The 12,964-nt window shown below is 62.3% G+C and carries 13 protein-coding genes; 5 read left to right on the top strand and 8 right to left on the bottom strand.

Going from position 1 to position 12,964, the window contains the following annotated elements:
- Nucleotides 1-27 precede the first annotated feature (27 nt).
- Together FHR94_RS19935 and FHR94_RS19020 are read right to left on the bottom strand one after the other, a co-directional pair.
- On the bottom strand, nt 28-261 hold the full coding sequence (locus FHR94_RS19935; RefSeq protein WP_183328281.1) for a type II toxin-antitoxin system PemK/MazF family toxin: 234 nt from the start codon (nt 259-261) through the stop codon (nt 28-30).
- Nucleotides 258-497 (bottom strand): antitoxin MazE family protein, encoded by a 240-nt coding sequence (locus FHR94_RS19020; protein ID WP_183328279.1) that lies wholly within the window; start codon nt 495-497, stop codon nt 258-260. Before FHR94_RS19020 ends, FHR94_RS19935 begins: the two co-directional genes overlap by 4 nt.
- A 651-nt stretch (nt 498-1,148) precedes the next feature.
- Between FHR94_RS19020 and FHR94_RS19010 the strand changes: the two genes are divergently transcribed.
- Both FHR94_RS19010 and FHR94_RS19930 read left to right on the top strand, forming a co-directional pair.
- Nucleotides 1,149-2,162 (top strand): GSU2403 family nucleotidyltransferase fold protein, encoded by a 1,014-nt coding sequence (locus FHR94_RS19010; RefSeq protein ID WP_183328277.1) that lies wholly within the window; start codon nt 1,149-1,151, stop codon nt 2,160-2,162.
- Nucleotides 2,137-2,271: a hypothetical protein gene (locus FHR94_RS19930; protein ID WP_281376093.1), complete on the top strand. Its 135-nt coding sequence runs from the start codon at nt 2,137-2,139 to the stop codon at nt 2,269-2,271. The genes FHR94_RS19010 and FHR94_RS19930 overlap by 26 nt, the downstream gene beginning before the upstream one ends.
- Before the next feature lie 40 nt (nt 2,272-2,311).
- Here the strand turns inward: FHR94_RS19930 and FHR94_RS19005 are convergent, their stop codons facing one another.
- Both FHR94_RS19005 and FHR94_RS19000 read right to left on the bottom strand, forming a co-directional pair.
- Complete coding sequence (locus tag FHR94_RS19005; RefSeq protein ID WP_183328275.1) at nt 2,312-3,055, bottom strand: hypothetical protein; 744 nt, start codon at nt 3,053-3,055, stop codon at nt 2,312-2,314.
- Complete coding sequence (locus FHR94_RS19000) at nt 3,052-6,312, bottom strand: CHAT domain-containing protein (RefSeq protein ID WP_183328273.1); 3,261 nt, start codon at nt 6,310-6,312, stop codon at nt 3,052-3,054. Before FHR94_RS19000 ends, FHR94_RS19005 begins: the two co-directional genes overlap by 4 nt.
- A 366-nt stretch (nt 6,313-6,678) precedes the next feature.
- Here FHR94_RS19000 and FHR94_RS19925 point away from each other — a divergent pair, with 366 nt between their 5' ends.
- Together FHR94_RS19925 and FHR94_RS18995 are read left to right on the top strand one after the other, a co-directional pair.
- Complete coding sequence (locus FHR94_RS19925; protein WP_281376092.1) at nt 6,679-6,807, top strand: hypothetical protein; 129 nt, start codon at nt 6,679-6,681, stop codon at nt 6,805-6,807.
- Nucleotides 6,808-7,005: 198 nt separating this feature from the next.
- Nucleotides 7,006-8,166 (top strand): Fic family protein, encoded by a 1,161-nt coding sequence (locus tag FHR94_RS18995; protein ID WP_183328271.1) that lies wholly within the window; start codon nt 7,006-7,008, stop codon nt 8,164-8,166.
- 67 nt (nt 8,167-8,233) lie between these two features.
- On the opposite strand, the gene FHR94_RS18990 is transcribed toward FHR94_RS18995, so the two are convergent.
- The 3 genes from FHR94_RS18990 to FHR94_RS18980 all read right to left on the bottom strand — a co-directional run bounded on the left by FHR94_RS18990 (nt 8,234) and on the right by FHR94_RS18980 (nt 11,666).
- The gene (locus tag FHR94_RS18990) at nt 8,234-8,392 is read right to left on the bottom strand and encodes a hypothetical protein (RefSeq protein ID WP_183328269.1); all 159 of its coding nucleotides are present in this window, start codon (nt 8,390-8,392) and stop codon (nt 8,234-8,236) included.
- Between the two features lie 677 nt (nt 8,393-9,069).
- Nucleotides 9,070-9,447, bottom strand: coding sequence for a hypothetical protein (locus FHR94_RS18985; protein WP_183328267.1), 378 nt, complete (start codon nt 9,445-9,447; stop codon nt 9,070-9,072).
- Complete coding sequence (locus FHR94_RS18980; RefSeq protein WP_183328265.1) at nt 9,429-11,666, bottom strand: coiled-coil domain-containing protein; 2,238 nt, start codon at nt 11,664-11,666, stop codon at nt 9,429-9,431. Before FHR94_RS18980 ends, FHR94_RS18985 begins: the two co-directional genes overlap by 19 nt.
- A 131-nt stretch (nt 11,667-11,797) precedes the next feature.
- Here FHR94_RS18980 and FHR94_RS18975 point away from each other — a divergent pair, with 131 nt between their 5' ends.
- Nucleotides 11,798-12,403, top strand: a complete 606-nt coding sequence (locus tag FHR94_RS18975; RefSeq protein ID WP_183328263.1) for a hypothetical protein — start codon at nt 11,798-11,800, stop codon at nt 12,401-12,403.
- 501 nt (nt 12,404-12,904) lie between these two features.
- Here FHR94_RS18975 and FHR94_RS20160 read toward each other — a convergent pair.
- Nucleotides 12,905-12,964, bottom strand: a 60-nt coding sequence (locus FHR94_RS20160) for an IS3 family transposase (protein ID WP_143748604.1), incomplete at its 5' end; no start/stop codon positions are given.

Genomic DNA, 12,964 nt, shown 5'->3' with positions numbered 1-12,964 from the left:
CGCGATACGACAAATTGGCCAGCAGCTTCAGGGCCATGGTATGCCTGGCGTGCATAGACCGTTGCCTCCGGGCAGACTTTTCGGACAAAACCTAGGCTCCACATCGAGACGGATCAAGGGCGCATCGACTAAGGTGCTGGTTAACAGCAGCACCGTCACGCTGGCTGTTCCGGCAAACTGGTCTGATTGGATGATGAGGGCCGGGCGTGGCTTACCAAAGTCGCCCGACAGGGCAATGGTTACCAGATCCCCGCGCCTCATGCGTCACTCTTGTCGTCGTCCAGATCAAGATCCAGCAGTGCCGCGTCCATGAAGTCCTGCAAGTCGCGATCCTTTGCATCGGCAGCCGCTACGATGGCGCACTGCCGGCGAACCTCCTCGGCAAAGCCGGGACGCCGGGTGTCCGGAACCCAAATCTGGATAGGGCGCAGACCGGCAGCTCGCAAGGCGGCACGGTGTTTCTTCACCCGCGTATTCACGTCGTTGGAAGCCACCATGACGGATACCTCTCTTTTGATGTTGCCTGTAACAATATAGCAGCCTGCTGCGTTTGTTACATGCAACAAGGGCCGAGGGGCAAGGGCCGAGGAGGGAGGGCCTGGCAGTCGGCGCCTTCGCTCTGTAGGGCTGAGTGTATAGTTTGCTGTCATCGGGGAGAGCTTCGGTGGGCCGGGGCGTGGCGGAACGGCCCGTCGGGGCCGCCTCGCGCGCCAAGTGGCGCCGCACGGTGCGTTCACAGCAGCCGAGCTGAGGGGCGATGTCCACGAGGTGAGCGCCTCGCTGGGTAGTTGCTTTATCATGAGATGGTCCTCTCGGCTCAGCATGGCGCGATCCTTACGAGTTTGGTCACCAGCAAGGAAAGGTCATGCGGGTCGGGGGGACAATCTTCGTTGATGATTTACGGACTTATAGCTCCGGCGTTGACAGGGCCAGCACTTCGAGGGCGTGCTGCTGACCGACGGCCAATTGCCGATTCCGCAATGAGCCAAGGCGGGACTGGTGTGAGGGGGAGGGAACGAGGTGCAAGGAACAAGGGGCGAGGAACTCATGCCAGCGGGCCTTCCCTCAGCGCCTTAACTAAAATATCTCCATACGTGCAGTATTTTTAGTTAAGATGCCGAGTAGGGACATCGAGATGAGGGAAGAGCGTGGGCTATACTCGGCTTCGACTGGAGCAAGCCAAGGTCGCCACCAATGCGATTCAGCTCTTCGAGGCGCTGGAGGCGCATCGGGGAGAAGCGCGCCAGGTGGCTGGGTCTATGCACTGGAAGCGGATCGCCGGCCGCGACTATCTCTACCGCGGGTATTCCCACGGCAAGAACCACTCGCTGGGGCCGCGCTCACCCAGGACGGAATCCATCAAGGCGTCGTTTGACGCAAGCAAGGCGGCACACAAGGCGCGGGAAGACGCCCTGAAGCAGCAGCTGAAGACCCACGCGGCCTATGTGCGGGCCAATGGTTTGCACCGCTTCCCCCTCATCGCCGCTCGCGTGATTCGTGCCATGCAGCGCCAGGGCGTTCCCTTCCGCATTATCGGCACCAATGCGCTTTACGCCTACGAGGCGCGGGCCGGTGTGCGGATCGAGCCTGAGCACCTGGCCACCTCCGATGTGGACGTACTGATGGACGCCCGCCAGAGGATGCGTATCGCGGCTCAGGTGCAACCCGAGGGATTGCTCTCCCTGCTTCGTCGAACCGACAAGACCTTCCAACGGTTCACTGACGCGACGTTCATGTTCTGCGCGGTCAATGACGCCGGCTATCGCGTCGACTTCATCACCCAGGGTGGCGGCGATCCTCTGCAGATGAACGACTTCGAGCGTCTGCTGGAGGAGGGGGATCTGACCCCGGTGACCATCGAATCACTGAAATGGTTGGTGGCATCGCCGCGCTTTGAGGCGGTCGTCTTCGATGAGCGGGGGATGCCGCTTCGGCTATCGACGCCCGATCCCCGGGCGTTTGTGCTGCACAAATGGTATGTCAGCCAGCGGGCCGACCGTGAGCCGACCAAGCGACACCGTGATAAAGCCCAGGCCAGGCTGGTGGCCAGCCTGCTTCATCATGAGCTGAGGGACTTGCCAACGACACGGGCGGTGGCACGGGCGTTTCCCCACTTGCTGCGTCAAGAGGCCAGAGATGAGCTGGATGACTTCGACGTTTAATTCCGGCACGCAGCAGCGTCTGCAGCAGGCCCCCATCGATGAGCTGAAGTGCTGGGCCGAGAATCTGCGCAATGCCCAATCGCTGGCTGACGTCTTTGGCGAACCATAGGACTCAACAACTGACGGCGGTGAGGGTCACCCTCGGCCCTTCACACCCATTTGAAGAATCTCGATAGTCCTTCCGTTGCCGGGGCGTGTGGAATCTCGAATTCCAGTGGCCAGTAGGGTACCTCCGGCGTGGCCCCCAGCCGCAGCCAGCGTCTCAGCTGATCGTGCATGCCTGCTAACCCTGGGCGCTCGACTTCGCCGCTGAGGGTGATACGTCCGTGGACCGTGCCCGTATTGGCCAGGGTCAGAAATAGGGAGTGGTCGTTGGCCAGGCCATTCGGCAGATGGGGGCTTTCGGCGAAGTCCCACCGGGCGGGCCGGTCGCCCGCGCCGGAGCCGCGTACCTCGCAATGATACTGCTGGAACTCGGTTTGCCGGCCGACTTCGCCACCGACGTTGGCGCCCATGAGCTCGAATCCCAGGCGACCTCGGTGGTCGATGGTGACATTGACCGTTTCCTTGGGCGACGTGCGCGGGCTCAGGTCGATGATGCGAATCCCCTCGGGTTGCTCGAGGGTGATCGTCAACCGCGCATGTACGAAGCGCAGCCTGCCGGCAGGCTGAAAGGTGCAGCTCAGGGCCACGGCGCCCCCGGGGCGGCCGTTCAGCTGCAGCGGGGTGACGTCCTCCAACACCAGCAGCATGCGGCAGTCGTGGATTTCCTGGTCGGTGATGGCTTCTGGCAGGGTGCCGTCCCATCGAGGCGGGGCCGGTGGAGCTCCCATTTCCTGGTCGGCCAAGGGGTCGGGCTGCAGGGCGGTATCGATCAGGGTGATGGGAGTCATCGCCAGCCTCCGTACAGGATGAAAGGGGCCCAATGGTAAGGCGTCTCGAAGCCGGGGGTGGTCCTTGTCTCGAGTATGGCCTGTTGCAGCGCCTTCGACAGGTCTCGGTGGCTGCCCGGTGGGTCCAGGGCGTCGTGAAAGTGCTCGATAAGCCGAGCGCCGCTGTCGGCGTGGGTTCGCCACTGGGTGGCCAGCACGGCGCGAGCACCGGCCTGCAGGAAGGCCGGGATCAGGCCCAGGGGTTCGTCGCCGGTGGCGATCTCGCTGACGGCACTTTCGCAGGCGGCCAGGGTGACCAGCGGGGCGGCGAGCTCGGGCAGGGCGAAAATCTCCCGGGCGCTGAGGGGGCCATCGGCGAGGCTCAAATGCGACTCGAGGGGCTCGGTCGCATTGAAACGCGCGTGGCCTTGGTAGTGAATCAGGTCGCAGCCCTGGATCTGCTCTCGAAAGGCCTTCCGCGTGACTTCGCTTCCCCAGCGCGGCGCTGCGCCAAGCCGCTTGCCGAGCGAGGTGACTAGCAGGGCCGCCACGGGCAGATCGCCCTCCGGGTCGCCGAACAAGGCCACCCGCTGGAACCCAGGCGTGTCGCCGGCACGCAGTAGGCAGTGTCGCAGTACCCCCAGGCCGGGGCTGTAGACTACCGGATGGCGGGCGATCAGGGCCTCGTCGTCCAGACTCAGGGCATGCAGCGGCACACCATGCAGCGCCCCGGAGGGGGAGAGGACCAGCCGTTCGCCGGGATGGGCGAGCCGGGTCAGGGGGGCTGTCAACGGGTCGAGCTCGTGGAGCAGCAGCGGGTTCAGGTACAGCGTATCGCGGAAGTACCGGGGGCCGAGGTTGTCCTGCACGAAGGCTGTCACCTGGCCGAGCGACAGGGGCAGTGGCGTCAGGGTGGGGGATTCGCCGGGGCGCAGGGTCATGAGAAAGAGCCGCTTGCCCACCGTAACCCAGTCGACCAGCAGAGTGCTCGGTTCGGCGGCGTCGGTGGGCGCCAGCAGGGTCGGCAAGGTGTCCAGGGTAGGGATCTCGCCGTTGCGCAGGGCCAGCAGGTCGTGCAGCACCGGGTGAGCGGCCATGCGCTGGCGCAGTTTATCCAGTTTGGCGTTGAGGGCGAAGCGTGCTTCCAGAGGGGCCTGCTGCAACCGAGCCACCAGGTCGTGTTCCTGCCGCGCCAGGGCCTGGGCCTGTGGATGCACAGCCAGGGCCGATTGCAGGCGAGCCGGCAGCAGTGCGCCGCTGCCCAGGATGTCGCATAGCGCGCGTGCCTTGGCCTTCTGGACCCACTGCCAGGTCACGGCCGTGGGCTGGGTGCCGGCCGCCAGCTGGATGGCGAGTGCGTAGAGACGCTGGCTCTTCTGGCGCAGCTCGCGCTTGACGTGTAGTGATGTCAGGGCCTGGCCGGCGGCGAAGTCGCTGCGGATGGCATCCAGGTCGGCCTCGCCTTCCGCGAGAAGGGCCAGGGCTTGATCGCTGCGTATCTGGCATTGCTCGGCGTCGAGATAGCCCATCAGATGGAAAAGCAGCAGGGCGAGCATGTAGCGGGCATCGGCGGCCTGTTGGCGCATGCCACTGTCGATATAGTACGCCAGGGCCTGGTTCAGGGCTTCCCAGGCCGAGTCGGCATGCCGCTCAGGGTCATGGTGAAGTTGGTCGAGGTGATGAATGCCAGCCAGGTAGCGGCAGTTGGCCATTTCGTAGGCCAACCCCGCTGCCTGGTAGATGCCTTCGGCGTCCAGCACGGCGGCGAGATAGCCGGCTGGGTCATGCTCGCGCTGGGCCAGCAGCGCACGTTGCTGTTGCAGGTTACCAAGCCGGCGCGCGCCTTCCGGGCCGTGGAGCCGGCCGGCCAGGCGTTCGGCGGTATCCAGCAGGTGGTGGACAATACCGCGCATACCGGGCTCGATCTGCAGTAGCTGCCCCTGTACTTCGAGCTTGGCGAGCAGGGCGGCGATATCGCCGCGGGCCAGGTCGCGCCGCTGCCAGGTGACCAGCAGGGCGATGGCTTCCGACGTGTCGTGGCCCTGCTGCCGGGCCAGCTGTTCAGCCAGCAGCAGGGCCACATTCGAGGCCGAGGGCTCGTTGCCCATGACCTCGAAAGCGACCAGGGCACGGTGGTAATGTGCGATCGCCTTGTCCGTGGCCTTCAGAAAGCCGTAGGAAGTGCCGAGCAGCTGTTCCAGGCAGGCGGCGATAAAGTGCGAGTGCGTCTCGGCCAGGCCCGCATGGCAGAGCTCGATGGCGGTACGGTAGTGGTTGCGGCGTTGCAGCAGGTCCGCCTGGGCGTGCAGGGTGTTGTCCCGCATCATCAGCATGCCGCTGGCGTGAGCCAGCTGCTGACCCTGCTGGCGATAGCTCTCGGCTGAGACGATATCGCCTCGCTCAAGGGCCAGCTGGGCGAGGTCCAGCAGCAGGCTGAGTTCGCCCTTGAGGTTGTCTCCCTGCCGAAAGGCGGCCAGACAGGCGATCAGCGCGTCCAGTGAGGCACCGTGGCGCTCGACCTGAAGCTGGGCGCGCAGACGGGCGATCTCCACGGGGCCCTGACGGTGGTTTGCCTGGGCATAACGGCGTTCGGCCGCGGTCAGTTCGGCCTCGATATCGGTCAGGCTGGCCGCGTGCTTGAGCATCAGTCGGGCGCGGCTTACGCCGGCGTGAGCGGCCCACTCGAGAAAGTCGGCGCGCTCGGCATCGGCGACAAGCTCACTGAGGGCCGCCAACTGCTGGTCTGTGCATGGCTGTCGCTCGGCGAGCATCAGGCGTACCTTGAGGGCCTCTTCGACGCAGGCTTGTGCTTCCAGCCCAGTGGCCAGCGGTTCGAGGCTGGCCACGGCCCGGTCGCGCTGCTCACGGCTGATCTCGAACTGAGCGCCGGCCGCAAGCTGCAGGCGCCGCCATGGCACCTCGGTCAGGCAGCGTTCGCGCCGCGTCAGAGCGTGAGACTGAGTGTTGTTCCAGGCGTGCTCGGCGTGGGCCAGGCATTCGGGGATCGGCTGGCCGGCCAGCAGGCCGGCGAAGGCCTGCTCCAGCCGGATGCGCAGCCGCAGCCCGGGACGTGCCCGGCGCAGGCTGGCATGCGCCAATGCCGACCGAGCCAGGAGAATCTGCCCTTGGCAGAGATAGGCTTCGGCGATCTGCAGGGCCAGTGCTGGCTTGGCCCGGCGCCGAGAAGAGAGACGGGCGATACGCCGTGCCAGGGCAGGATAGTCGGCCCGGCGGGTGTAGGCCTTTAGCCTGTCGATGATCGGTAGCTGGGACGACATGGTGGTGGAGCACGGTGGCACATAGAAAGGTCTTCATAGCGTAGATCCTGTGAGCCACCCCAAGGCAGTGGTTTCAGGGCTAGTCCGCGAGGTAATCACTCTCGATCTGGCCGCCGTGGTGACTAGTGGATAGCAAGGTTGATGGGGATGCTGCTGGGTAGTGCTTAGAATCCCTTTCCTTTCCGCCGAAGGCGGCAGCGACAGCCGAGGGAGGGGAGGATGTCAATGTCTGATGAGCGCCTGTGGCGCCAATCGCGCTGTTTACAGCGCTCCCACACGTTAGGGTTCAGCTTGTTGGTTAAAGGCGTAGCCGTGTTTCACGCCAAATTGCGATGAACCCATTATGGGGCATGAACGGAGTCGAAGATGGATGTGGCGATCGACGAGGTGTGTGCCGCCTTCACCGCGGCCTTTCTGGATGTGATGCGCCGGCAGGGCCGGGGGGAGCGGCTGGCCAATCGGCTTTCCAGGGCACGAGTCGATGGCGTGGCGTGAGTGGAGATGTGCCACGCTCATGGCGATCGATGCCAAGAAGCGAGTCCGGTCTGTACGTGCCCACTGGAGCAACGGCCGACGACAGAGCATGGGGAGTTTTCCAGCGTTGCCTGTTGAGCCGAATAATGCGATTATTCGGCTCGTTATGTGAGCCATAAAGATGTGTATTCGGCTCATCCGCCTGCGCTGAGAGGCCCTATGCCCGACACCACGCCAACCTGGATCTGGCAACATCCCGACTGGCCTCATTTCACCTGGCAAGAGGGAGAGGTACAGCCGCGGCTTCAGCGCTGCTGGCGCAACCTGGGCGTCCTTCTGGGACGTTCCGGCGCGTCTCCGGCAGGCAGCGATCCGCAAGCCGAAGCCCGGGCAGCACTGGATACCCTGCTGCAGAACATCGTGACGTCGTCGGCCATCGAGGGCGAGAGCCTCAATGTCGCGTCGGTACGTTCCTCGCTGGCCCGTCGACTCGGCTTGGAAGCACCGGAGGGCACGCCGTCCTCTCGCTCCGAAGGGTTGGCCGAACTGATGCTGGATGCGACCGATCGACCGGACTCTCGGCTGAGTGTCGAGCGGCTTTTCCAGTGGCACTGCTGGCTGTTCCCGGAGGCCGAAAGCGCTCTGGTCCACCTGCGACCCGGCGCATGGCGGGGAGAGGAGCCGATGCAGGTTGTCTCAGGACGGCTCGACCGGCCCAGGGTGCATTTCGAGGCCCCGCCCCGCGAAGGGCTGGAGGCTGAGGTCACCGAGTTCCTGGAATGGTTCGAGGCCAGTCGGCATGACCCGACCCTGGATCCGCTGCTGCGTGCCGGCCTCGCGCACTTCTGGTTTGTCACGCTCCATCCCTTCGAGGATGGCAACGGGCGCATCGCGCGTGCCATTGCCGATCGTGCTCTGGCCCAGGCCGACCGCCAAGGGATCCGGCTGTATGCCATGTCCGCGGCGATCCTCGAGCGTCGCGAGGCCTACTACCGTTGCCTGGAGGCGAGTCAGCGCGGGACCCCGGACCTCACGCAATGGCTGTGCTGGTTCCTGGACACGCTGGACGCGACGCTCGGGAGTGCGTTGGCGCGGATCGATCGCACCTTGGCCAAGGCCAAGTTCTGGCAACGATTCAATCAATTGGGTTTGCTCCCCGAGCAGGTCAAGGTGCTTAACCGCTTGTTGGATGGCGGGGAGAAGGGCTTCGAGCAGGGGATCAGCGCCGCCCAGTATCAGAGGGTAGCCAAGGTGAGTAAGGCCACGGCCACGCGTCACCTGGCATCCCTGGTGGAAAAGGGCTGCCTGGTGAAACTCCCGGGTGGAGGCCGCAGCACGCGTTACCGAGTCGCCGAGGTGAGCCAGCCAGAACCACCTTGACCCTTGGTGATATCGACGGCGCCCGGTCCTTGAACCGGCGTCGCTCGTGCTGAGTGGGGAAAAGTCGTCACGTGCCACCTTCGGTCTCTTTCCCCAGCCGAGCCAGCAGGTCGGCCTGGCGCGATACCAGGCCGACCTTCAGCCCCAGCGGACGAAAGACCCGGTTCATGCTGGCCGTGGAGAAACTGCCGGCATCGCGTTCGATATCCGAGAGGATGCGCCCCACCAGAGCCGCATAGTCAGGCTACAGGCGTGCTCGTCGTCTCGGAACATCCACTCCAGGGCGTAGTCCTGCAGATAGCCGAGCCTGGCCGGGCCCTGTGTACCCCGCTCGGGATCCGGCAGTTCCAGACGCGCCGCATCCTGCCATTCGCCACCCAGGTGGATCTGGATCGTTAGCTGCATCGTGGTCACTCATGTGCAAAAAGCTGCTCATATTATAGAGGAGAGAAGATTTTAGAGAAATAAATTGCGCAAAAGGGCGAATAGAGGGAGGTATTGAACAGTTTTTTGCTCATCATTTGGGGCGGGAACGCCTGGGTTGCCAAACAGCGCGTAAAGCATCGCCCACTCGGGCAGGCAGCAGTCATGTTCTTGACAATCCTCCTCTCCCTGAAGAGGGTGTCGCAAATCGTTTAACGCGTCATGACGCAACAGGTTTTCGGCGATGTGGCGGGCTGGCACGACACACTGCGGGTCATATGGAAATGGGAGGCCATGACCATGGGCGGCGTTCGTATATGGAGTCCTTCGAGTGCCTGTTGGACCTGACGTTGCGTGACGGTCCTGCCGGTTGCCCTCTGGTAGAACGCCAGTGCCTCGGCATCATAGGGACGGGAGTCCTGACAATAACTCGTCCGGAGGATAACCGGGTGGTTCCACTATTATTGGATGTTTTTGCCATCAGGGGAATTCATTATGCTCCCCCAAGAATTCCAGTGTAATTTCGTCAATACCTGAGATGTCGAGTCCCGGGTTTTTTCGGCTTTCCACTGAAATACGCCAGACAGTAAATGGACCAAGCAGTGGCAATGGATCGTGCTTGCTTTCCTCGGACAGCTTCCACTCTGGGATAATATGACCGCCTTCGTAAATGCAGTCTTGCGGTCGATTGGCATCGTACTGGTTGCCAAAGTACGTAAAGCTGATGGTCAGCTCGTCATGGGTAAAGGTAAAAGGAGTTCCTTCAGGTGATACAATAGTTTCCGTGCCACCATGCGTGATGGTGATCCGGTGCTTTTCCTCGCCATCCGGCCCGGCCTTTACCTGCAGGCCTGGCATCCAGGCACGAATGGCACGTAGTCGTACATCGGACTTTCCACCAAAGGGTGAGTAGTCAAGGGAGGTATTGTCCAAGCCAGCCCACCGGCCGGCGGGTCGTACAGGAAGCTCCAGCACATGTTTGTAATGCTCGGATTCCTTGGAGCCTGGTGGGTCATCCTGTCTCTCGCGGAAGGACTCGAAGAGTTCCGGGTGGCTCTCGGCGTCAACGTCACCAGAATACCACGTGCCAGTCGATTCGCCGCTGCATCAGGGAAAGACTGGCGAACTGACACGTTATCGTCGAAGATATCGCTGAAGCGTGCTTGCGCATCGCGCAGTGTCAGCGCATCTATCTGGCTCGCCTCGCCTTGCTGCAGGGTGTCATACAATACATTCTCGGCATTCAGTCTGGCATACTGGAATGATCGGTCCAGGACATCCATGGCCTTGATGCATTCTTCCTTGGAGTGGTTGTAGAGTGTGCACATGAAGTTGCGTGTCGCTGTCAGGTTGGGGGCGGCATTTTTCTGAATCTCATTACCCAGCAAGCGAATCCGGTGTTCGTGATCTTTTTTCTGTCCCGTTAGCTCGGCGAGATTGGCGATCAGGCGATTGTATTCGCCAACGCGAGCGTTTCGCGTGGTGACGATCTCGACGTAGTCGTCCATGATCTTCTTGAGGGAGTCTGCAATGGTGGTGCTGGACCTGAACTCGGAGAGCAGGGCGTTGACTTTTTGTCTAGTCGCCATGAGCTGGTGGCCTTGGGGATCTTCGAGGCTCAGCGTGCCGTTAGTGCTGCTGTTGACGGCTTCATCCAATGTTCTCACATCATCGGACAACAGGTCGACGCGGTGAACTACGAGATCCTTTCGCATTTGCTGACCGGAGTCCGTGACGACATTTTCGATCGCCGATTCCCCTAGCTTGCCGGTTTCGCTTGCCAGCATCGCCGTCATATTGAAGCCGGCTTCATGCGAGATAAAGGATAAGGTGCCGAGTGCCGTGAACACATCGCTCGAGCGCATGCCGAATGCTGAGCGGATTTCCTCCTCGAATTCTCCACACCCATCGCGAAATGCTCGAGACAGCGCTGTGGTACGCTTATTGAGGTGATCAATGGTCGGCACGAGGTGATCGATGTCTCTGCCGGTTTTGACGATCGCCTCGTCGATTTGATGCAGTGTTGCTTCAGCCTGGGACTTGAGCGCGACACGATGTGCCTGTGCCTCTTCGAGAGAAACAGATTCTTGCATCAGGTCGCTGGACCTTTCTTCGAGCTGTTCCATGTGGTCCAGCAGCTGATCGAAGGAGTGGCGATACGAATGGTAACTCCCAAGGGGCACCCAACTGCTGGCATGGCCGAACAGGTTGCGACGTCCACGAAGGTTCAAGAGTGCTGCCTGGGCCACCGTCAACAGTGCCTGGGCGCGTAACTTCACCGTGCCGTTATCCTGTTGGAGAAGGGTTTCCAGCAGCATGCTCAACCAGTGGAATTGCTGGTAGGCTTGCTGACCACTGGCTGGATTCGCGGCGATATCAGATTTGAGGTAAGAGAGGCGGGCTGAACGGTACAGCATTTCGACATGCTCGAATGCCTCCGGATCGGTGAAGGCACGCGAGATCGCGGTGATCTGGACCTCGAGGGGAACCTCGAGGCGCAGATTGGGTTTGCCATCTGGCTGCTTCTGCTTGGAGTCTGGAGTCTTTCCGTGACTGCCAGCGTGGCCCGGCGCGCCGTCATCCATACGCGCGGTGCCGGCTTGATACATGGGGCCCTTGGGCCCTTGCTTGGCGATTCGCGTGTTGTACTCTCCCCCCGGTCCGCCATCCCCGCGGTGGCCGTAGTCGCCGCCGTCACCGGGCGTACCGGGCTTTCCGGCCTGGCAGGAGAGTTGAGGCCTGCCCTGACCATCGCAGTGGGAGACGGTCAATACCACGACACCAGGGGCACCGCCATCACTCGCTTCGCCGCCCTTGCCGCCGTCGCCACCCTTGCCACCCGGCCCCCCCTTGCTGGCTTTGACCAAGCCGAAGGCTTCGAAGAAGTAGCCCTTGCTGCTAAAGCCTGGTCCTCCCCGCCCTCCATTCCCGCCATCTTGCCCGGGCTGGCCATCCCCGCCGTGCCCGCCGTCGGCTCGGATCGTCAGACCGTCTGCCTGGCCAAGCTCGGCACAGGCAATGCGAACCTTGCCGCCGGCGTGGCCGGGATCACCATCGTCCCCGTCCTTGCCGTGCATCGTGGACTGAGGTTTGGCACTCTCTCCGGGGCCGCCATCCTTGCCGTTACTGCCTTTTCCACCATCGTGACCCGGTCGCGCGCGTGGCAGTTTCCTGCCGGGCGCGGCTCCTGGTGCTCCCGAGACTGAGCGTGATGCGCTATGCGGGCGAAAACATGGAAGTGGTAGTGACAGATCCTGGGCCCTGGGGTGAGAAGCGCGACATACCGCTCGCGAGGCTGGAGAACTTATTGTGCAGATGTGACGAGCCTTCTTCACCTGGCACGCTCGAGTTGAAGATGGATGTGGAGAAACACCCTTTCAACGGGGCCTTGAAGGGAGCCGGCACCATCGGCAGTGTGTTCTATCAGAGTGACGCCACGCATATGCCACCGGTGTTGCGAGAGGGCCAGGTGGTGGCGTTGGGCAGAGGGGTTCTCTCCCATCATCGTTTCCCGGTGATGAAACTTGACTTGAAGTTGGGGGATGAGGTGCGTGTATTGGATGCTCAAGGCCTCCCGGCTAGTGCAGCCTGCGTATTCTCTGCCTATGCCAAGGGGCGATCAGGCTTCGATGTGTCCTGTCTGGCCTGTGGGAGTAAGCTGGAGGTCAGTCGTGCCGGTGTCGACCCTTACCCTATGCAGCTGAATCTGTGGGCCTACATCAAGGCGGATCCAGTGCTGCAGGCGCTGTTCGCGCTGATCGGTGCGGTGATGTTTTTCCTTTTCCAGCTCCTATTAGGGAAGGTATGGAAATAGGTTTTTGAGCCTGGCCGAGAACCTGTTGGATGCTCAGTCGCTGGCCGAGGTCGTCGGCTCTAAACCGGAGCGCTAGAGCGTGCGCTCCTATCGATGAAGGACGGCTCGGTGGCCGGTCTGGATCACTTTACTTGGCCATTAACAGCACTGAGCTGCCGAATACGGTTCCTGGATTGCTGGACAGGTTCGTGGGCAACCTTGGCCATGGTCAGTTCCTCCTGCCCGTGTTTGAAGAAGGTGATCCAATCGAGTAGGGGGCCAGGTGGCAGGCCTAAGCGCTCTGCCTTGTTTAGTTCGATCAGGTTCATTTGCAAATGGAACAGGTTCAGTCTACCACGTAGGCCTTCTCGGCAAGGCAGGTGATCGACATGCGTGACACCTGACGCTGGCAGGCGGCCAATCCGCAGGGGTATGGCGCCGGCTGAGCCGGCTGGAACCAATGACGCTATCGACGGCGCCCGGTCCTTGAACTGACCCCCAATCGTTGGACGGTTAGTTCTCTTAACCGGCGGCCATGGCCTGAGTCCTGTATTGCACGGGGCTCAGGCCTTTTAGTCTCTG

Source organism: Halomonas cerina (genome assembly GCF_014192215.1).
GTDB classification, from domain to species: Bacteria; Pseudomonadota; Gammaproteobacteria; order Pseudomonadales; family Halomonadaceae; genus Halomonas; species Halomonas cerina.
This window is presented reverse-complemented; position numbering and strand designations above follow the sequence as displayed.